The organism is Lachnospira sp. (genome assembly GCF_016290755.1).
In the GTDB taxonomy this organism is placed as follows: Bacteria; Bacillota; Clostridia; order Lachnospirales; family Lachnospiraceae; genus Lachnospira; species Lachnospira multipara.
The window spans coordinates 1-20,920 of the sequence record NZ_JAEEVD010000043.1; the positions used below are offsets into that span (position 1 = coordinate 1).

Below are 20,920 nucleotides of genomic sequence, written 5' to 3' on the forward strand. Positions count from 1 at the left end.
AAACCAGCTGCCTATGGAGGTCTTTAGAAAACTAGAGAGCCTAGAAGACCAGATTCCAGGCGCTATAGATGATATCCAGAGCCAAGAGAATTATTATGAAAATGTAAAGCGAGACATGAGGATGCTTGAGGGCGAGAGAATCAATCTTAAGTCAGAGGCTAAGTCTTTAGTTAGGCGTCAGTTAAACATTAGAAGCCTTGCTATTACTACAATAATTTGCCTTATGGTGGTTTTTGTGGTATTTGTTATAGCAATGTTTAAGCTTCAAGATGATGCTAACACTTTACTATTTGTTATTGTGACTGCTCTAGCAGCAGCCCTTGCACTCTTTATGTTCGCTCTTCTTCGTCGTACTGAAAGAGAAGTCTATGTGGTGGAGAATAAAATTAATAAGGCCACAACTCTTCTTAATAAGGTGAAGATTAAGTACATAAACGCTGCTAACACACTAGATTACGAGTATGCTAAGTATGATATAACAAGTTCCTATGAGCTTGCAGAAAAATTTAAACTCTTTAATATTATGCGAGCTGATCAAAAACATCTTGTGGAGATGACTTCTGCTCTTAGTTCTGCAGAAAAAGAGCTTGAAGACATTTTACGCATGCTTGACCTTTATGATCCTCATATCTGGCTATCTCAAGCTAGAGCCATTCTTTCTGATAAGGAAATGGTGGAGATTAGACATAAGTTAACCTCTAGAAGACAGAAGCTTCGTGGTCAGATTGAGTATAATGAGAATCGTATTAAGGAAGCTAAGAATAATATTAAAAATGTAACTAACAAAAATCCACAATATGCTGCGGATGCATTGAGGGTTGTTGAGATGTATGAGAGAAAGCATGCATTTTAATAGATAATAAATTATAAATTATTGCAAAAATTAGGGGTTGTGTTACAATAAGAAATGGTTTTTTGGACCTTGGAGAGGGTCAGTAAACACTACTACGTTATATTGAGGAGTTATTATGAACGAGAGACTAGTAAAGCTTAAAGAGAATGCGCTTGCTAAGATTAATGAAGCTGATTCTCTTGATAAATTAAATGATATCAGAGTAGCCTTTTTAGGTAAGAAGGGTGAACTTACAGAAATACTAAAGGGAATGAAGGACGTTGCACCAGAAGATAGACCTAAGGTTGGTCAGATTGTTAATGAAACAAGAGCAGCAATCGAGGAAGTTTTAGAAGATGCAAAGAAGAGCTTAGCTAGTAAGGCTCTTGAAGCTAAGTTAAAGTCTGAAGTAATTGATGTAACACTTCCAGCTAAGAAGACTAATGTAGGACATAGTCATCCTAATACATTAGCTCTTGAAGAGGTTAAGAAGATTTTCGTTGGTATGGGTTATGAAGTTGTTGAAGGTCCAGAAGTTGAATATGATTACTACAACTTCGAGGCACTTAACATTCCTGCAAACCATCCAGCTAAGGATGAACAGGATACATTCTATATTGATGAGAAGACATTACTTAGAACTCAGACTTCATCAGTTCAGGTTCATGAGATGGAAAGAGGAAAGCTCCCAATCAAGATGATTAGTCCTGGTAGAGTTTATAGAGCAGATGAAGTTGATGCTACACATTCACCTTGCTTCCATCAGGTTGAAGGTATGGTAATTGATGAGAATATTACATTTGCTGATTTAAAGGGTACACTTGCTGAATTTGCTAAGCAGCTCTTTGGACCAGAGACAAAGGTTAAGTTTAGACCTCATCACTTCCCATTCACAGAACCTAGTGCAGAGATGGATGTAAGCTGCTTTAAGTGCGGCGGTAAGGGTTGTCGTATGTGTAAGGGTGAAGGTTGGATTGAAATCCTTGGTTGTGGTATGATTCATCCTCACGTATTTGAAATGAGCGGCATCGATAAGGATAAGTACACAGGATTTGCATTTGGTATCGGCTTAGAGAGAATTGCACTTCTTAAGTATGAAATCGATGATATGAGACTTCTATACGAGAATGATGAAAGATTCTTAAAGCAGTTCTAGTAGTTGTGACAACTGCGAAGCAGTTGCCATGTAGGCTCGAGCAGATTGCCAAGGGCAATTCTAATGCGAGAGCTTCAATTAGTTGTGACAACTGCGAAGCAGTTGCCATGTAACTTTAGGAATTTAAATAAGAAAAGCAACTAAAAGGGAGATTAAATCATGAATACATCTTTAAATTGGATTAAAGCTATGGTCCCAGGCCTTGAGTGTACTGATCAGGAATTCCGTGATGCTATGACACTTTCAGGTACAAAGGTTGAGGGATTTGAAAGATATAATAAGAACTTAGAGAAAATCGTTGTTGGCCAGATCGAGTCTGTTGAGGCTCATCCAGATGCTAGCAAGCTTGTAGTTTGTAAGGTTAACGTTGGAACAGAAGTTTTACAGATTGTAACAGGTGCTCCAAATGTTAAGGTTGGAAGTTCAGGACAGAAGGTTATCGTAGTACTTGATGGTGGTAAGGTAGCTGGTGGTCACGATGGTGGCGCACTTCCAGAGAATGGAATTAAGATTAAGAAGGGTAAGCTTCGTGGAGTTGAATCATTTGGTATGATGTGCTCTATGGAAGAGCTTGGTGTTTCTTCTGAATTCTTCCCAGGTGCAGATCCAGACGGTATCTACTTCCTTGGTGATGATGCAGAAGTTGGTTCATCAGCAATTGAGTATCTTGGTCTTGATGATGTTGTTTACGAATATGAAATTACTAACAACAGAGTAGACTGCTATAGCGTAATTGGTATTGCAAGAGAGGCAGCAGCTACATTTAAGAAGGAATTTAAGGCTCCAGTTGTTACTAAGACAGGTAACGATGAGGACGTTAATGATTATATTAAGGTTGAAGTTAAGGATAGCGACCTTTGCAAGCGCTACACAGCTAGAGTTGTAAAGGATATTAAGCTTGCTCCATCTCCAGAGTGGATGAGAAGAAGACTTATGACAGCTGGTATTAGACCTATTAATAACATCGTTGATATTACAAACTATGTTATGGAAGAATATGGTCAGCCAATGCATGCTTACGACCTTGAAACTATTGAAGATAGAAAGATCGTTGTTGCAAGAGCAAAGGACGGAGAAAAGTTTGTAACACTTGATGGTCAGGAAAGAAATCTTGATTCAGAAGTGCTTATGATTAATGACGGTAAGAAGGCTATTGGTATTGCAGGTATCATGGGTGGCGAAAATTCTATGATTACTGACAATGTTAAGACAATGCTTTTCGAGGCTGCTACATTTGATGGTACTAACATTAGAAAGTCAGCTAAGAGAGTTGGTCTTCGTACAGATGCTTCAGGTAAGTTTGAAAAGGGTCTTGATCCTGAAAATGCTATGGCTGCAATGGATAGAGCTTGCCAGCTTATTGAAGAGCTTGGTGCTGGTGTAGTTGTTGGTGGTGCTATTGACATTTACCCAGTTAAGAATGAAAGAAAGAGAATTACTTTCGAGCCAGAAAAGATTAATGCATTACTTGGTACAAATGTATCAACTGATGATATGATGACATATTTTAAGAGACTTGAAATTGAATATGATAAGGATAGCAATGAGTTAATTATTCCTACATTTAGACAGGATTTACTTAGAAATGCTGATATCGCTGAAGAAGTAGCTAGATTCTTTGGTTATGACAACATTCCTACAACTCTTCCTCATGGTGCAACTACAATGGGTAAGATTTCATTTAAGCAGGAAGTTGAATTAGAGGCTGCTAGAATTGCTAAGTTTGCTGGTTTCTCAGAAGCTATGACATATTCATTTGAAAGCCCTAAGGTATTTGATAAGTTAATGCTTGATGCAGATGATAAGTTAAGAAAGACTATTGTTATTTCTAACCCACTTGGTGAAGATTTCTCAATCATGAGAACACTTCCACTTAATGGTATGTTAAACAGCCTTTCAACAAACTATAACAGACGTAACAAGAACGTTAAGTTATTCGAGCTTGCTAAGGTTTATATTCCAACAGGTGAAGAACTTCCAGATGAGAGAGTTCAGTTCACACTTGGTTTCTTTGGTGATGGCGACTTCTTTACAATGAAGGGTGTTGTTGAAGAATTCCTTGATGAAATTGGAATTAGCAACAAGTTAACATATAATGCAGATGCTAAGAAGAACTTCTTACATCCAGGTAGACAGGCTGAAATCTCATATGAAGGTAAAGTACTTGGTTACTTAGGTGAAGTTCATCCTAAGGTAGCTGATACTTACGGTATTGGTGATAGAGCTTATGTTGCAGTTCTTGATATGCCAGTAGTAACAGAGCTTGCTAACTTCGATATTAAGTATACAGGAATCGCTAAGTTCCCTGCTGTAACAAGAGATTTAAGTATGGTAATGCCAAAGACTATGCCAGTTGGTGACGTTGAAGCTATTATTGCTAAGCGTGGTGGCAAGTTAGTTGAAAGCTATAACTTATTCGATATCTATGAGGGTAGTCAGATTAAGGAAGGCTTTAAGTCAGTTGCTTACTCAATCGCATTTAGAGCTAATGATAGAACTCTTGAAGATAAGGACATTACACCAGTAATGGATAACATCTTAAAGGATTTATCAGCAGCAGGTGTTGAATTAAGAGCTTAATTTTAAAGTTTTAACTTTTTATAATAACAATTAAATGATAAAATACTAACTTCGGGGAGTTTTGTAAGATCGCTTCCCGAAGTTAGTTTTTGATAAAAGAAAGGGTATGATCGCGTTGGTCATATTTATAGGTGTTTAATGATGGATTTACATGATTTTGACTATGATTTACCAGAGGAGTTAATTGCTCAGGATCCACTATCTGATAGATCTTCATCTAGACTTATGGTTCTTAATAAGAACACAGGAAAACTAGAACATAAGATTTTTAGAGAAATTATTGACTATCTTAATCCAGGGGATTGCTTAGTTCTTAATGATACTAAGGTTATTCCTGCAAGACTTTACGGTGAGAAGGAAGGCACAGGCGCAGGCATTGAAGTGCTTTTACTTAAGCGTAAAGAGGATTTAAAGGATACATGGGAAGTTTTAGTTAAACCAGGTAAAAAAGCTAAGGTTGGAGCTAGAATTAGCTTTGGTGATGGTAAGCTTGTTGCTGAAGTTAAGGACATTGTTGATGATGGTAATAGAATTATTCAGTTTGAATACGATGGTATTTTTGAAGAAATTCTTGATGACTTAGGACAGATGCCACTTCCACCATATATAACACATAAGCTTGAAGATAAGGATAGATACCAGACAGTTTATGCAACTCATAAGGGCTCAGCTGCAGCCCCTACAGCAGGTTTACATTTTACTAATGAATTACTTAAGGCTATCGAGGAAAAGGGCGTTAAAATCGCAAGAGTAACCCTTCACGTAGGTCTTGGTACATTTAGACCTGTTAAGGTTGAGAATATCTTAGATCACCACATGCACTCAGAATTCTATATGGTTAGCCAGGAAGCTGCTGATATAATTAATGAGACTAAGAAGAATGGTGGCAGAGTAATTTCTGTAGGAACAACTTCTACAAGAACTATTGAGTCTGTAGCTAACGAAGATGGTACAGTGCCTGCTAAGACAGGCTGGACAGACATTTTCATCTATCCAGGTTATAAATTTAAGACAATTGATTGCCTTATTACTAACTTCCATCTTCCAGAATCTACACTTGTTATGCTTGTATCTGCACTTGCTGGCAGAGAAAATGTACTTAATGCCTATAAGATTGCAGTGGAAGAGAAGTATAGATTCTTTAGTTTTGGTGATGCAATGTTTATTACAGACAATGAAATACAGTAAATTTAATGAGTGTTTAATGAAAAATCCTGTCATATCAGTTGTTAATTAATGCACTGTTGTGCTAAAATAATACTAGTAGAGAGGATTAAAACTGGAGGTAATAAGATGGTTGAACGAAGAAAGTCTAAAAGGACTGACATCGACGCAGTCATTGCATTAAAGCAATTAGGGGATAATTTTGTTACGGGTATTTCAGGCAAAGCAGTTTCTGTTAATACTCTTAACATTTCAAAGGATGGTATTGCATTTAAGTCAGATAGAAAGTTTAAGTTAAACTCATATCATGATACTATTATCAAGCTTGATAACAAGGAATCCTTTGAAGCAATTATCGAAGTAGTTCGCATGGAGAATAGAGGCGAACCAGAAACAACTTATGGATGCCGTTTCATTGGTATTACTAGTGATGATCAGTTTAAGATTGATGTATATCAGATCGTTTACGAATCAAGACTAGCAACTGAAGGGGCTTAAAAGTTGTAATTACAATTTCAGATTTATATATGAGTAAGACAGATGATCGCGGCTACATTTCCGAAAGGAAGTAGGTGAGGAAAGTCCGGGCTTCATAGGGCAGGATGCCGGATAACGTCCGGTGGAGGCGACTCCAAGGCTAGTGCAACAGAGATATACCGCCATTTTATGGTAAGGGTGGAAAGGTGGAGTAAGAGACCACCGCAGTCTTGGTAACAAGATTGGCTATGTAAACCCCATTCGAAGCAAGACCGAGTAAAAACAATACGTCTGCCCGGCGTGTTTTAGGTAGGTCGCTTGAGTCTATTGGCAACAGTAGAACTAGATAGATGATCATCACGAAGCAATTCGACATAACCCGGCTTATAGTTTTGCTCATTTATAATAAAATAACAGCAGCCAGTGATGGCTGCTGTTATTTTTTTACTGGCCCAAGCAATTGCCTAGGCCATTTATATTATTAAATTTTGGATGCATTATCTATTATATTTTTCTTCACAGTATTTACATCTGTAAACCTGCTTTTCCTCATCTGCAAGGAAGAATACGTGCTTTAACCCCTGTTCAATTGAAGTAATGCATCTTGGGTTGTTACAGAAGATAATATTAGTAATTTCCTTTGGAAGAGAAAGTGTCTTTTTCTCAACGATTTCACCGTTCTTAATTACATTAACAGTGATGTTATGATCAATAAAACCAAGCGCGTCTAAATCTACTAAATCAAGACCACCCTCAATCTTAATGATATCTTTTTTGCCCATCTTATTAGAACGAGCATTCTTTATAATAGCTACCTGACAATCAAGTAAGCCAAGTCCAAGTTTATTATAGATTTCCATAGCCTTGCCAGCTTCAATATGGTCAAGTACGAAACCTTCATTTAACTGTCCAACGTTTAACATAGAATCTCCTCATTTATATTTGTATTTCTTAATTTTAAAAATGATGCTAAAACCCGTCTTTATTAGCGCCAATTCCTATCTATTAAGATTTATTATTTATCAAGTCCAAGAAGTGTAAGGATAAGAGCCATTCTTACATATACACCGAATTGAGCCTGCTTAAAGTAAGCTGCTCTTGGATCGTCATCAACTTCAACAGAGATTTCATTTACTCTTGGAAGTGGATGTAATACATACATATTTTCTTTTGCCTTAGCCATCTTTGCCTTATCAAGAACGTAGAAGCCCTTCATTCTTAAGTATTCATCTTCAGAGAAGAATCTTTCTCTTTGTACTCTTGTCATGTAAAGGAAATCAAGATCGCCAATAACATCGTCTAAGCTTTCAACTTCAACGAAGTCACAATTATTTTCTTTTAAAACATCTTCTCTGATGTAATCAGGAATTCTAAGTTCTTTAGGAGAAATAAGAACAAACTTGATGTTAGAATATCTAACAAGGGAACTAATAAGAGAATGAACAGTACGTCCAAATTTAAGATCGCCACAAAGACCAATAGTGAAATTATCAAGGGAACCACCAAGCTCTCTAATTGTCATAAGATCTGTAAGAGTTTGAGTTGGATGCTGATGACCACCATCACCTGCGTTAATAACAGGAATTCTAGAAACAGAAGCAGCAACCATTGGTGCACCTTCCTTTGGATGTCTCATAGCAGCGATATCTGCATAACACGAAATAACACGAATTGTATCTGCAACGCTTTCGCCCTTTGAAGCGGAAGATGAGTTAGCAGAAGAAAAACCTAATACAGACCCTCCTAAGTTAAGCATAGCAGCTTCAAAACTTAATCGGGTTCTTGTACTAGGTTCATAGAATAAAGTAGCTAATTTCTTTCCTTCACAACGTTTAGAATACTTATCTGGGTTGTGAGAAATATCTCTGGCTAAATCAAGTAGGTTATTTAATTCTTCAACACTTAAATCTAGCGGACTAAGTAAATGTTTCATAATGCCTCCGTAAATCTCAATTAATTTTTAATCTTAAGTATTCTACTATTAAAATCATAAAATATCAATGTTTATTTCAAAAAAAATACAAAAAATAAACCCCAAGAAAAATAAACTTAATTTTCTTAGGGCTTATATTAGAATCACAATATTTTTTAACTCAGTCGGAGCTTGTACCCCGACTGAGTTAAACGCTCCGCGAGGATGCGCACGGATTCGGATAGGAATTTGTCTGCTGAAGCAGACCCGAATCCGGCGCGCAAGACTCGCGAGCGAGTCTTGACTAAATTCTAATTAGTCTTCTAATTCAACAATCTCCATGTTGTTAGGATGAGAAATGTTAAGTGGCTTACCATTCATAACAATTAAGCCCTTCTCATAATCAACAGTAAAAATTGTAATTGTGTTATTCTCGTTATTCATACACATTACATGCTTGTCATCTGGGAATACACCTAAGAACTTAGGATATTCGCCACTTACAGGTAAGGAATTAAGAGCTGATAACTTACCTGTCTTCTTATCTACTTTATAAACTGTAAGAGTGTTATCACCAGCATTAGAGCAAAGTAAGTTATTGCCTGAGTTTGTAAAGGTAATATAAGCTGCTGCACTATTAGACTTGTGGTCCTTTCTTACAGTGAAAATGTTCTGAATAAGTTCAAATCTATTCTTATCTGAATTCTTGTCATATTCGTATACGTTGATGTAGTTCTTAAGCTCGCAAACAACATAAGCAAATTTACCATCTGCACTAAATAAAAGCTGACGAGGAGCTGATTCCTGCTGTGATCTAATAATATCATAGAGCTTAATTCTACCAGTCTTGTGGTCAAATTCGTAAAGCTTAATCTGATCGATACCTAAATCACAAGCGCAAAGTAAATCTTCATCAGGTGTGAAGCAAACTCCACTAACATGTGGTCTTGAATTACGTTCAGCAATACTTCCCATACCTTTATGGAATACTTCATCAGCAATGCCGCCAATTGAACCATCTGCCTTGATCTTTAAAACTGTAATCTTACCATCGTGATAACCTGCAACAACCATAAACTTATTGTCCTTAGTTGTAACAATATTACAGCCTCTCATACCGTTAATAGAAGCAGTATTAAGCTTCTTTAAAGAACCATCTTCTAATATTTTAAAGGAAGTAACACCCTGATCACAAATAGAGTAAAGGAACTGCTTATCATATGATGTAGTCACATAAGAAGGATTGTCGATTTCAATCTCATCTCTTTCAGTAATACGTCCCTTTGGCACATCTAAATCATAAATATGAATGCCCTTACTTTTTTCCTGTGTGTATGTTCCCACATATGCTACGTATTTTTTACTCATAGTTTTCCTCCAATAAAAAGTATTGTCTCCATGAATATAAAAACCCCTTTAGTTTTTTGTCACGTTAAAACAATCTAGTTCAATTTTAATTCAAGGAGGGCTATTTTTCAATAGGACTCGGTTAATTTTTTAACAAAACTAATATAATAAAGTGTTATTGAAAATGTTACGAAATCTAGTAATTATGTATACTTGACAAGTAAATATAAACTTGACGTTGCTTAAAAAATTACATATAATTGATTTAAATAAAAGATGCGGAGGTGCTTAACATGAAGTGTCCATTCTGTGGTAATGATAATACTAAGGTTATTGATTCTAGACCAACAGACGATAGCTCAATTAGACGACGTCGTCAGTGTGAAGTTTGTGGTAAGAGATTTACAACATATGAGAAAGTAGAGACCCTACCGCTTATTGTTATAAAAAAGGATAATAACAGAGAACCATATGATAGAGAGAAGATAGTGGCAGGCATAGTTAGATCATGTCATAAGAGACCAGTTTCTATCTCAAAGATTAATTCTATGGTTGACGAAATTGAGAATACGATATTTAATATGGGAGAGAAAGAAATTTCTACTAATACAATTGGCGAAATCGTTATGGATAAATTAAAGGATGCAGACGAAGTCGCTTATGTAAGATTTGCTTCCGTATATCGTGAATTTAAGGATGTAAACACATTTATGGATGAAATCAAGAAAATTTTAAAATAGAGCAATCTATTGTTATAAGGAGTTTTTATGTTAAAGAGATTTTATCCGGATTTGTATATTGATTCTGCGTATAATATTGATTATGAGGGCCTCTATAACGGTGGTTATAGAGGCATTATCTTTGATATAGATAATACCCTAGTAGAACATAATGCACCGGTAGATGAAAGATGCAAGAATTTATTTGAGAGATTACACGAGATAGGTTTTGAAACCTGCATTATCTCTAATAACGGCGAGGAAAGAGTAAGACCTCTAGCTAATGCAGCTAATTCTAAGTACGTTAGTAAGGCAGGCAAGCCAAATCCTAGAAACTATCACAAGGCCATGAACATTATGAATACAAGATCTAATGAAACATTTTTTGTTGGAGACCAGATTTTTACTGATGTTTGGGGCGCTAATAGAGCAGGAATTTTCTCAATATTAGTAAAACCTATTGCAAAGCATGAGGAGATTCAGATAGTATTAAAAAGAAGACTTGAGTGGATTGTTTTAAAGTCTTACAAAAGGTTTTTAAGGAAGAAGGAAAATGAAAGAAATTAAGGGAACAACAAAGCTTTGCGGACTTGTTGGAAATCCGGTTGAACACTCTATTTCCCCACTAATCCACAACAATTTATCAAAGCTAAAGGATATCGATATGGTTTATACAACCTTTAGAGTTGAGGATGAAGACGTGGATAGTGCCATTAAAGGGGCTTACTCACTTGGAATTGTTGGCTTAAATGTAACAGTTCCCCACAAGCAAAGAGTAATGGAGAGTTTAGTAGCAATTGACCCATTAGCTAAGGCCATTGGGGCAGTTAATACTCTAGTAAGGGATGAGAAGGGCTTTAAGGGTTACAATACTGATATCCTTGGACTAGAGCGTGAATTAATGGATGAGGGCTTATCCATTAAGAATAAGACATGTATTATTCTTGGAGCAGGAGGAGCTGCAAGAGCAATTACATTTTTATGTGCCAGCAGGGAAGCTAAAAAAGTTTTTGTAATTAATAGAAGTCTTGATAAGGCTAATTCTATTAAAGAAGCGGTTAATGCACATTTTAATTCAGATATTGTTGAGGTTTTAGGCCTTGATGAATATGAGCGAATTGAGGATAATGACTGCCTTTGCATTCAGTGTACTAGCGTAGGCTTATATCCTAACGTAGAGGATGTAATTATAAGCGATGATGCATTTTACAAAAAGCTATCAGCAGGGGTGGATATAATCTATAATCCTTACAGAACCCGCTTTATGAAGCTATGTAACAAGGCCGGCAAGAAAGCTTATAATGGTTTGAAAATGTTACTCTACCAGGGCGTTTGTGCTTACGAATTATGGACAGACACTAAGATTTCAGCTTCAGAGTGCCAAAAGATTTATACTAAGATGCGCGCCCATATGGCAGGAAACATCATTTTAATAGGCTTTATGGGAAGCGGTAAGTCTACCTTTGGCAAGTGGATTGCAAAGCACAAGGACATGGAATTTATCGATACCGACGACTATATTGAGTCTAAGGAAAATATGTCTATAAACGAAATTTTTGAAACTAAGGGTGAGGAGTACTTTAGAGAGCTTGAAACAAGCGTGGTTAAGGAACTTCAGGCAAAGCTTACTAACTGCGTAATTTCAGTTGGTGGAGGCCTTGTTGTAAAGCCTGAAAATCAGAAGTTACTTGCTAATATGGGTAAGGTCGTTTATTTAGAGACACCTAAATGTGAGCTTATTAAGAGACTTTCATCAAGCAATAACAGACCGCTTTTAAAGGATGTTAACTTGTCTGATAGAATCGATGAGCTTATGGAGAAGAGAGAAGAAATCTATAAAAAGGCGGCTACTGTAAAGGTGGATACAGCCAATAGAGATTTTGAAGATATGTATAAGGATATAATTAATTCATAAATTATCTTAAAGAGATAAGAATTAAAATTAAGTGTAGTAAATGAAAGGTGGTAGTTAAGATGAAATTATTAGTTCTTAATGGACCAAATATTAATTTTCTTGGAATTAGAGAGAAAGGAATTTATGGTAATGACAACTATGAGACTTTAGTTTCCATGATTGAGTCTAAGGCTAAGGAGTTAGGAATAGAAGTAGAGGTTTTCCAGTCTAATCATGAGGGAGCAATAATTGATAAGATTCAGGAAGCTTACTATGAGAAGGTGGATGGAATTTTAATTAATCCAGGTGCCTTTACTCACTATTCTTATGCCATTAGAGATGCCCTAGCTTCAGTAGCTGATATTAAGAAGATTGAGCTTCACATTTCAAATGTTCATAAAAGGGAAGACTTTAGACATACATCAGTTACAGTTCCTGTTTGTGATGGACAGATTGTAGGCCTTGGACTTAAGGGATATTTATACGGACTTGAGGCATTAATGGATATGGTTAATAAAAAATAGTTGCCAAATGGCCTTTATTAGTATAAAATTAATAAGGTTATTGCGTATCTTAGGAGGGGATAATCTTTCTTAAGATTTGAGTTATCATAAGTTTATATATTATTTAAGAACAGATAACATAATTGATTTATTTAGGAGGTTTACCAAGCATGGTTACAGCAGGTGATTTTAAAAATGGTATTACAATTCAGATGGATGGAAACATTTGGCAGATTATTGAATTCCAGCATGTAAAGCCAGGTAAGGGCGCAGCTTTTGTTAGAACAAAGTTAAAGAACATCGTTTCTGGTGGTGTTGTTGAAAAGTCTTTCAGACCAACAGAAAAGTTTGATTTAGCTCACATCGAAAAGAAGGAATATCAGTATCTTTACGCTGATGGAGATTTATTCTACTTCATGAATACAGAGACATACGATCAGATCGCATTATCAGCTGATAACGTTGGTGATTCACTTAAGTTCGTTAAGGAGAATGAATTAGTTAAGCTATGTTCACATAACGGTAACGTATTCTCTATCGAGCCACCAATTACAGTTGAACTTGTAATTACAGAATCTGAGCCAGGTGTTAAGGGTGATACAGCTACAGGTGCTACAAAGCCAGCTATCCTTGAAACAGGCGCTAAGATCAATGTTCCATTATTCGTTAACCAGGGTGATACAATTAAGATTGATACACGTACTGGTGAATATCTTTCAAGAGCATAATTTTAGAGTTTAATAAAGATTATAATAATAAGAAAATCGCTTAGTTATTTACTAAGCGATTTTTTTTACTTATTGATTAAATTAAGACTAACTTAAACTAGAGCAGTGTTTGACTAGCTTCTGCTAAATAGACTAAAGGTTGGTTTTGAATTTTCACCATCATAATACTTAAAGATTACTTTAGCTAAAATCTCGTTCTTAGTTACATAAGAAGTTGTATCCCAGAATCTAGAATCTTTTGAGCTATTTCTATTATCCCCTAATACGAAGTAGCTATCTTCAGGAACGATATAAGTCTGGCTTGTGCCATCGTCAACCATGGCCTCTTTTATATAGTCCTCAACTAATTCTTCACCATTTACATAAACCTTGCCCTCAGAGATTGTAACCACGTCTCCTGGTGTACCAATTACACGCTTAACGAAGTTTTGCTCTTCATCATCTGGGAATTTGAAAATGATAATGTCGCCACGCTTAGGCTCTGAGAAGATATAAGCGAGTCTAAAGCCTATTAATCTATCATTAACATTAATTGTGTTCTCCATGGAACCTGTTGGAACCTGAGCGTTAATAATAACGAATTTAGTAATGATAAGTGCTATAACAGCAGCAATAACTAAAATCTTAATATAGCTTAGGATTTCCTTTACAATAAGCTTCTTAGTGCCTTTCTTACAAGAAGCATTTGATTTAGAAGAATCATCACTAGATGATTTCTTAGAACTAGATTTACTAGCTGAAGTAGAGTAATCTAAATCGTCGTCATAGTCGTCAGGATTTTCAAAATAGATACCGTCATCTACGCTGTCATCGATATCTGTTAGAAAATCGTCGTTGAACTCCTCATTATATCTGTATTTGCGATTGTCAGCCATCTTTATACCCCTAATTGTAAATATTATAAGTTCGTAAAATGTCTAGCTAAAAAGAAAAGCTAGTACATTCGCATAAAAGTAGGAAAACCCTTATTTTTCACGAATTTACTAGCTTTATTTTACGTTAAATTTTTTTATTTGGCAAGTAATTCCATAATTTTATTACTTCTTGAAATAAATGCTGTCATAGCCTCTGCTGAGAGTGGTGCATGAGCAAGTAAAGCAAGGTCATAAATCTGTTCACAGAAGAGCTTTGTGTTCTCTCCTTCAGGATTTTTTGCAACGTAATCAACTAACTTGTTGTTAGCGTTAAGTACAAGGGTCTGACCGTTAGCACCAAACATAGATGGGTCCATGCCTGCCATGCCATACATCTTCATCATATCCTGCATACGTCTATCCTGCTCAGATAGAGTAATCATTGAGGAAATGTTCTCATCCTTGAGCTTTGTTACATTTACATTAAGCTTGTCATTGTTTAAGGCCTTCTTAAATGTATCTGTAAGCTTTTCAGAGATATCCTTTAATTCATCTTCGTTAACTTCTTCCTTAAAGCTATCATCAATAGCAGCATCAACACGGCTAAACTTTAAGCCTTCGTTTTTACCCTCTAAGCTCTGGATAAATGGCTGATCAATTCTGTTATCAAGAATTAATGCATCGATATTATCTGCCTTAAACATGTTGATATACTGGCTCTGTTCCTGCATATCAGTTACATAGAAGATTGTATTCTCATGCTTTTCTTTATTCTCCTCAAGGGCTTCCTTAAGTGTTAAGTACTTGTTATCTAAGTTCTTAAAGATAATGTAGTCGTTCATCTTCTCAGCGAACTTCTCATCCTTTAAGCAACCATATTTAATGAATGGATTAATGTCATCCCAGTATTTCTCGTAGTTTTCTCTATCAGTCTTGCACATACCTGATAACTTATCAGCAACCTTCTTAGTAATATAGTCGCTAATCTTCTTAACGAAACCGTCATTCTGAAGGGCAGAACGAGATACGTTAAGTGGAAGGTCTGGACAATCAATTACACCCTTTAGTAGGAGTAAGAATTCAGGAATAACTTCCTTGATGTTATCAGCTACGAATACCTGATTGTTATATAACTTAATTGTTCCTTCAGCAGATTCATATTCCATGTTAATCTTAGGGAAATATAAGATACCCTTTAAGTTAAATGGATAGTCCATATTTAAGTGAATCCAGAAGAGTGGTTCCTTGTAATCCTTAAATACTCTGTGATAGAACTCAATATAGTCTTCCTTCTTACATTCATTTGGATGCTTTGTCCATAATGGATGAATGTCGTTTAGAGCTTCTGGACGCTTGTTGATTGTAACCATCTTCTTTGCTGGTTCTTTTTCAACAGTCTTCTTTTCGCCATCTTCCTCAACCTCTTCAGTTACTGCATCCTTTGTAAAACGCTTAACTACAACGTCCTTTTCCTGTAATTCTTCTTCAGGGATGTCGACAGTCTTTGGCTCTTCGTCAACATTTTCCATAAAGATTTCAACAGGCATGAATGAGCAGTACTTCTCAAGAACTTCTCTAGCCTTGTATTCGTTGCAGAATTCATAAGAATCATCGTTTAAGTAAAGAGTAATCTCTGTACCAACGCTTGTCTTATCTGAATCAGACATATCATAGTCTGTACCGCCATCACATTCCCAGTGAACAGCTGTTGCATCCTTCTTATATGATAAAGTATCGATAGTAACCTTGTTTGCTACCATGAAAGCTGAGTAGAAACCAAGACCGAAGTGACCAATAATCTGATCGTCATTAGTCTTATCCTTGTACTGTTCAAGGAAGGCTTCAGCACCTGAGAAAGCAATCTGGTTGATATATTCGTTAACTTCCTCACTTGTCATACCAAGACCATTATCAATAATCTTGATAGTCTTATCTTTAGAGCTAATTTCTACTTTAACCTTATATTCAATGTCATCTGGCTCTTCGTATTCGCCAATAAGTGATAACTTCTTTAATTTAGTAATTGCATCACATGCATTAGAGATTAATTCTCTATAGAAAATATCGTGGTCTGAGTACATCCACTTTTTTATAATAGGAAAAATATTTTGACTGTTAATTGATAAACTACCGTGTTCTTTAGCCATTTTATCCACTCCTTTGATTGTAATAGTATTAGAATCTAGGCTTTCGCCCAACAAAATATACTTTAAACTTAAAATGACTGAAAGTCAATAAAAATTAGCACTCAAATTAGCCGAGTGCTAATAAAATTTTTATAAACTTATAAGATAAATGTATAAGTTGTATTTACTAGATATTAGTTTCCGTTCATGCTATAATATACCAAAATTTTAACTTCTAGTTTTTATTTTTCTTAACTAAATAATGGAGGTAAATTATGAGAATAGCCATATGTGATGATGACAGCATAGTGATAGACGACGTAAGATGGCGCATTCAAGATATTGACGACAGCATAGAGTATGACGGATATAGTTCAAGTATTGATCTGTTGGTGACTCTGAAAAACAAAGGTTATAATTTTTACGATTTAATAATTCTAGATCATTTAATGCCAGAGATTAATGGCCTGCAGCTTGCAGAGATTTTAAGAAAGAATAATTTTACGGGACTAATTGTTTTTTTAACAGGTGAAGATGGAATTATTGATGACACTTTTAAAGTGTTACCTTTTAGATTTCTTAGAAAGCCAATTAATAAAGACAGATTCAATGAAATGATATCTGCTGCGCATAAGAAAATAACCAAGAATAGATTGATAGAAGTACCTGTCTCAAAATTAGAGAAGCTAGTTTTGAAAATAAACGACATTGTTCTTTTTGAAGCGGGACACAGAAAGAGCATTGTAGTAACTAGAGATTCTGAGGTGGAGAGCACAAGAAACATTTCCGATTGGGAAAGATTTGTAGAAGAAGAAAAGCTTAACTGCTTTGTAAGAATTACAAAAAGTTACGTAATTAATCTAGAACATGTAGTTGGCTATAGCAAGGGCTATAGAGGCGGAAGCGTAAAGCTTGATAACGTGCATTATAAAGAGGTTGAGGTAAGTTCTAGTTATTGGGGTCATTTTATAGACAGTATGAATGTCTATAGCTTAAGCAACAAAGTGACTATCTAATGTTTGTGAGGATGACAATTTATAGGGAGAAGACATGAATAATCATTTTTTAGGAGCTTTAATTTTGTTAGTAATATATTTAGACGTTTATTTATTAGTTACTTGTATTTTTAAATTAAAAATGAAATACAAACTTTACCCATCAATCATATTAGTTTTAGTGGTGGGTATCTTAAGTGAGTTTTTCTTAAACGATAGCTTACAGGACTTTATTGAGATAGTACTGCCGGTGCTGGTTATAGGCTTTAATCTCTACAATAAGAAAGACCTAACTAAGCTTATATTTGCAACGGTTCTAGTAACCATGCTTGATAGCCTAGTTTCTATACTAAATTATTTATTTATACCAGAGAGTAAAATTTCAATCTACAATTATGATGCAACTAAATTTATCTTAGAGATTCCAGTATTTCTCTTGATTCTAGTTATAAGCCTCATCGTTTATAAGAAGAAGTTTGATTTTAGCAAGTATAAATTAGATAAGTACATTTTAGTCTATTCCTTTGCAGGTCTTAGTATTATTGCAAATATTAGCGTCTTCTCGCTATATTTTCTCAACCTAAATATGAGCCTAGATAGAATAGTAGTGGTGCTTTTAATTTCCACAAGTTTAGCAGTAATTACCTTAGTTTTACTTGTCTTTAACCTAGTTAAAAACGACAGATTAGAGTATGAAATCGAATTATCCAATAAGGTAATTGCTAATCAGATCGAGTATTTTAAGGTCATGGAGGAGAAGGATAGCCAAACTATGGCCTTTAGACATGACATTAGAAAGCATCTTTTTTGCATGCGACATTTAAGCGAGAATAAGGAATATGAGGAGCTTGCTAGGTACATTGATGCTATGTGTGAAAATGTTACAGAGCTAAGTCCTGAGATTAATACCGGAAACAGCCTTATGTCATCTATTTTATCGGAGTGTATAAGACAGTGTCCAAAGGTAAACGCAAGGTGGGAGGGACATTTGCCATCTGACATGGGTATATCAAATATCGACCTTTGTACCATTTTCTATAATCTTGTTCTTAATGCCTTCGAGGCAGCAAACAAGAAGCTTGAGACTATGACTAGTGAAGAGAGACAAGAGGATAGGGCAAAGCTTGACTGCGATGTCTATATTGAAATGTCTATGACAAATGTAAACAAGATTCTTACAATTAAGAACAAGCGCATAAGTCCACCGGTTAAAATTAGAAATAGATATATTACTTCAAAACAGGGGGAAGGCCATGGTTACGGCCTAAAGAACGCAATGAATGTACTAGATAAGCTAGATGGTTCTCTTATAACTTCGGATGACGGTTACATTTACACAACTGAGATTATTATACCTAATCATAATAGTTAAAACTTTTTTCAAAAAAGTGTATCCAAATGTAGCTTTTTGGTACTCAACTGTGTTGAAAAATAAAACTTAACAAATTAAAATATTCTTAGATGATAAATTATCATCGTAAACATAAAGATCGTGGGAGGTTTTTAAATATGGTAAGCGGTTCAGCATTTTTTGATTTAATTAGACGTTGGTTACTCGGCGAAATCTAATTAAGGATAAAAGAACAAACATGGAGGTTATGCCCATATAAGGAAATGCGTTCTCCCTATTGTCCCGTATATTAATAAATGCATTTTCTCATATGGACATAATATAGATTGTCTTTAGACAGATCGTACCCTCGAATTCACAAACATTAAACGAAAAAATAAAGTCTAGATTTCTAGGCTTTATTTTTTTTACTCTAATTGGTTTAAATTGTGCTCAATGTACTTAGATGTAGCTTTTTGGTACTCAACTGTGTTGAAAGGGGAACTTTAAAAAGAGTAAAATTATAAGCGTGATATGAAGAGCTTCACGAAAGATCATGAAAACATCATGCAAACGATGTCAGTCGTTCCTGACAACTAATATTGTATTACACCCTAAGTTATTGTCGTTGTCTGTAGTGAATGAGAATTTCTATATGATATTAGTTAATAAGGAATGAGTAGACAAAGTCTATAGTCTATTCATTCCTTATGTTTGCATCTTTCTTTAATTTTCTGTATAGGCAATTTCAGCCATTTCAAAAGTGTTCTTAATATAAGCATCAAAAGCTTTCTCTAAACTCTTATCAAGAGTGAAAGTCTTAAGAGAAGTACCTGTAATAATTGTTACAGCATCATCCTTGTAATTCACATTTATAAAAAGTCCATCAACGCTATCAATATCAAGGTCGATATCATTTTTCTCAATGAGTTTTGCAATTGCTTTTTTTGATAGGGCGAAAATGATTTTAAGGCCGCTTGGCACTTTCTTGCCCTTTATAAGATTAAAGACGTGAGGTCTTTGCATCTTCCAGTTAGAATATTGGCTATCAGGAAGAGCTTCTAATTCCTCGGCTGTGTAGAAACTTGTGTTGATTCTACCATCAATTTTATAAAATGAACCAGTCTGAATATCCGCCTCAGATAAAAGTAACATATCAAAAGTTTCCTTTACTAAGAGCTTGTTCATAAAGTCGCTGGTATTAGTAACTGTAAGTGATATCATATTTTTTCCTCTCAAAATTTATTCTGACATAAGTCAAAAACGAAATAATAATAAAATGATAATTGCAAATCAAAACACTGTCAATTAGATCATAAAATTCCCCTATAGTCAAACTCAGGAATGAAGCTTTCACTAGCCACGCTGCCATCTTGGGTAAAGCCCTTAGTAAGGCCTAAATCAAGGGCGTAGTCAATGACACTATCATATTCCCTTTTTGTCACCTTTCTGTGAAGCTTTGGATGATTTTCCACCTGCTTTAGAGGAGTATATTGGTTCATTATGCTTATGAAAATGTTGTCGCCATATTTTTCATATAAATATTTTATGACAGCCTTTGAATCCTTTGTGCTTCCTGGCAAGCAAAGATGTCTAACAACAATGCCGGATTTTAAAATTCCATCTTCTATATTTACATTGTGAGCTTTTTTAAGGATTTCTCTTTCTTCATCTGTAAAGAATACTGGAGCCTTTCTTTGTCTATACATTTCAGCAAGGGCAGCACTAGCCACTTCAAAATAGTCTGGAGCGTTTGAGTATTCCTTTGATAACTCATGGCTTACATACTTAAAATCAGGAAGATAGATATCCACAAGACCGTCTAAATCCTTTAAAGTCTCCACCTTTTCATAAGAGCTAGTGTTATAGACAATAGGAATAACAAGGCCTTTGTTCTTTGCAAGCTCAAGAGCCTTTATGATTTCATAAGTAAAGTGTGTTGGAGTTACAAGATTTATGTTGTTGGCCCCTTGTGCTTGAAGGGTTAGCATAATCTCTGAGAGTCTCTCAACACTTATTTCAATTCCATCTGTATTTGCGGCAATGTTATAGTTTTGGCAGAAAATGCATCGCATATTACAGCCTGAAAAAAATATGGCGCCACTGCCATTACTTCCGGAAATACAGGGTTCTTCCCAAAAATGAAGAGCAGCACGGGCTGCTCTTATTTGGTCTGAGGATTTACAAAATCCTATGTTAGTTTTTCGATTTATATTACAGCCACGAGGGCAGATGTTACAGTTCATAGTGATCCTTTCAGGGGGGAAGTGCTCGCATGAGATGCGACTAAAGTCGCGGGGCGG

Annotated in this window: 19 protein-coding genes and 1 other RNA gene; 13 read left to right on the forward strand and 7 right to left on the reverse strand. The window is 35.5% G+C overall.

Annotated features, from left to right (window positions below):
• From QVA17_RS09735 to rnpB, 6 genes are all read left to right on the forward strand, one after another.
• A partial coding sequence (locus QVA17_RS09735) for a hypothetical protein (RefSeq protein ID WP_287388484.1) occupies positions 1-853 on the forward strand: 853 nt, incomplete at its 5' end.
• A gap of 115 nt (positions 854-968) precedes the next feature.
• Positions 969-1,988, forward strand: coding sequence for a phenylalanine--tRNA ligase subunit alpha (pheS, locus tag QVA17_RS09740; RefSeq protein WP_287388487.1), 1,020 nt, complete (start codon positions 969-971; stop codon positions 1,986-1,988).
• Between the two features lie 159 nt (positions 1,989-2,147).
• Entirely contained in the window at positions 2,148-4,568 is a 2,421-nt protein-coding gene (gene pheT / locus QVA17_RS09745) for a phenylalanine--tRNA ligase subunit beta (protein ID WP_103952211.1), read from the forward strand.
• A gap of 141 nt (positions 4,569-4,709) precedes the next feature.
• Positions 4,710-5,756: a tRNA preQ1(34) S-adenosylmethionine ribosyltransferase-isomerase QueA gene (gene queA, locus QVA17_RS09750; protein ID WP_287388490.1), complete on the forward strand. Its 1,047-nt coding sequence runs from the start codon at positions 4,710-4,712 to the stop codon at positions 5,754-5,756.
• 105 nt (positions 5,757-5,861) lie between these two features.
• Positions 5,862-6,230 carry a PilZ domain-containing protein gene (locus QVA17_RS09755; protein WP_027430399.1) on the forward strand — a complete coding sequence of 123 codons (369 nt, stop codon included), beginning with the start codon at positions 5,862-5,864 and terminating at the stop codon, positions 6,228-6,230.
• Between the two features lie 30 nt (positions 6,231-6,260).
• Positions 6,261-6,612, forward strand: an RNA gene (gene rnpB, locus QVA17_RS09760) — RNase P RNA component class A.
• A gap of 94 nt (positions 6,613-6,706) precedes the next feature.
• Here the strand turns inward: rnpB and QVA17_RS09765 are convergent.
• The 3 genes from QVA17_RS09765 to QVA17_RS09775 form a co-directional block, all read right to left on the reverse strand.
• Positions 6,707-7,132, reverse strand: coding sequence for an aspartate carbamoyltransferase regulatory subunit (locus QVA17_RS09765; RefSeq protein ID WP_027430402.1), 426 nt, complete (start codon positions 7,130-7,132; stop codon positions 6,707-6,709).
• Positions 7,133-7,224: 92 nt separating this feature from the next.
• Complete coding sequence (gene pyrB, locus QVA17_RS09770) at positions 7,225-8,142, reverse strand: aspartate carbamoyltransferase (RefSeq protein ID WP_103952209.1); 918 nt, start codon at positions 8,140-8,142, stop codon at positions 7,225-7,227.
• A gap of 294 nt (positions 8,143-8,436) precedes the next feature.
• Positions 8,437-9,489 carry a lactonase family protein gene (locus tag QVA17_RS09775; protein WP_027430404.1) on the reverse strand — a complete coding sequence of 351 codons (1,053 nt, stop codon included), beginning with the start codon at positions 9,487-9,489 and terminating at the stop codon, positions 8,437-8,439.
• 272 nt (positions 9,490-9,761) lie between these two features.
• Between QVA17_RS09775 and nrdR the strand changes: the two genes are divergently transcribed.
• The 5 genes from nrdR to efp all read left to right on the forward strand — a co-directional run bounded on the left by nrdR (position 9,762) and on the right by efp (position 13,312).
• Positions 9,762-10,208, forward strand: a complete 447-nt coding sequence (gene nrdR / locus QVA17_RS09780; RefSeq protein ID WP_027430405.1) for a transcriptional regulator NrdR — start codon at positions 9,762-9,764, stop codon at positions 10,206-10,208.
• A gap of 27 nt (positions 10,209-10,235) precedes the next feature.
• Positions 10,236-10,754, forward strand: a complete 519-nt coding sequence (locus QVA17_RS09785; RefSeq protein WP_287388499.1) for a YqeG family HAD IIIA-type phosphatase — start codon at positions 10,236-10,238, stop codon at positions 10,752-10,754.
• Positions 10,741-12,102, forward strand: a complete 1,362-nt coding sequence (gene aroE, locus QVA17_RS09790; protein WP_074520891.1) for a shikimate dehydrogenase — start codon at positions 10,741-10,743, stop codon at positions 12,100-12,102. Before QVA17_RS09785 ends, aroE begins: the two co-directional genes overlap by 14 nt.
• A gap of 59 nt (positions 12,103-12,161) precedes the next feature.
• A complete protein-coding gene (aroQ, locus tag QVA17_RS09795) occupies positions 12,162-12,605 on the forward strand; it encodes a type II 3-dehydroquinate dehydratase (RefSeq protein ID WP_287388500.1) in 444 nt (147 codons plus the stop codon).
• Between the two features lie 149 nt (positions 12,606-12,754).
• Positions 12,755-13,312, forward strand: coding sequence for an elongation factor P (gene efp, locus QVA17_RS09800; protein ID WP_027430409.1), 558 nt, complete (start codon positions 12,755-12,757; stop codon positions 13,310-13,312).
• A 113-nt stretch (positions 13,313-13,425) separates the two neighbouring features.
• Here the strand turns inward: efp and lepB are convergent, their stop codons facing one another.
• On the reverse strand, positions 13,426-13,965 hold the full coding sequence (gene lepB, locus QVA17_RS09805) for a signal peptidase I (RefSeq protein WP_287388516.1): 540 nt from the start codon (positions 13,963-13,965) through the stop codon (positions 13,426-13,428).
• Positions 13,966-14,321: 356 nt separating this feature from the next.
• A complete protein-coding gene (gene htpG / locus QVA17_RS09810; RefSeq protein ID WP_287388502.1) occupies positions 14,322-16,313 on the reverse strand; it encodes a molecular chaperone HtpG in 1,992 nt (663 codons plus the stop codon).
• A 254-nt stretch (positions 16,314-16,567) separates the two neighbouring features.
• Here htpG and QVA17_RS09815 point away from each other — a divergent pair, with 254 nt between their 5' ends.
• Positions 16,568-17,308, forward strand: coding sequence for a LytR/AlgR family response regulator transcription factor (locus QVA17_RS09815; protein ID WP_027430412.1), 741 nt, complete (start codon positions 16,568-16,570; stop codon positions 17,306-17,308).
• 34 nt (positions 17,309-17,342) lie between these two features.
• Complete coding sequence (locus QVA17_RS09820; protein ID WP_287388508.1) at positions 17,343-18,659, forward strand: sensor histidine kinase; 1,317 nt, start codon at positions 17,343-17,345, stop codon at positions 18,657-18,659.
• Positions 18,660-19,343: 684 nt separating this feature from the next.
• On the opposite strand, the gene QVA17_RS09825 is transcribed toward QVA17_RS09820, so the two are convergent.
• Both QVA17_RS09825 and QVA17_RS09830 read right to left on the reverse strand, forming a co-directional pair.
• Entirely contained in the window at positions 19,344-19,841 is a 498-nt protein-coding gene (locus QVA17_RS09825) for a DUF5721 family protein (RefSeq protein WP_287388511.1), read from the reverse strand.
• An 89-nt stretch (positions 19,842-19,930) separates the two neighbouring features.
• Entirely contained in the window at positions 19,931-20,863 is a 933-nt protein-coding gene (locus QVA17_RS09830; RefSeq protein WP_287388514.1) for a radical SAM protein, read from the reverse strand.
• Positions 20,864-20,920: the final 57 nt, after the last annotated feature.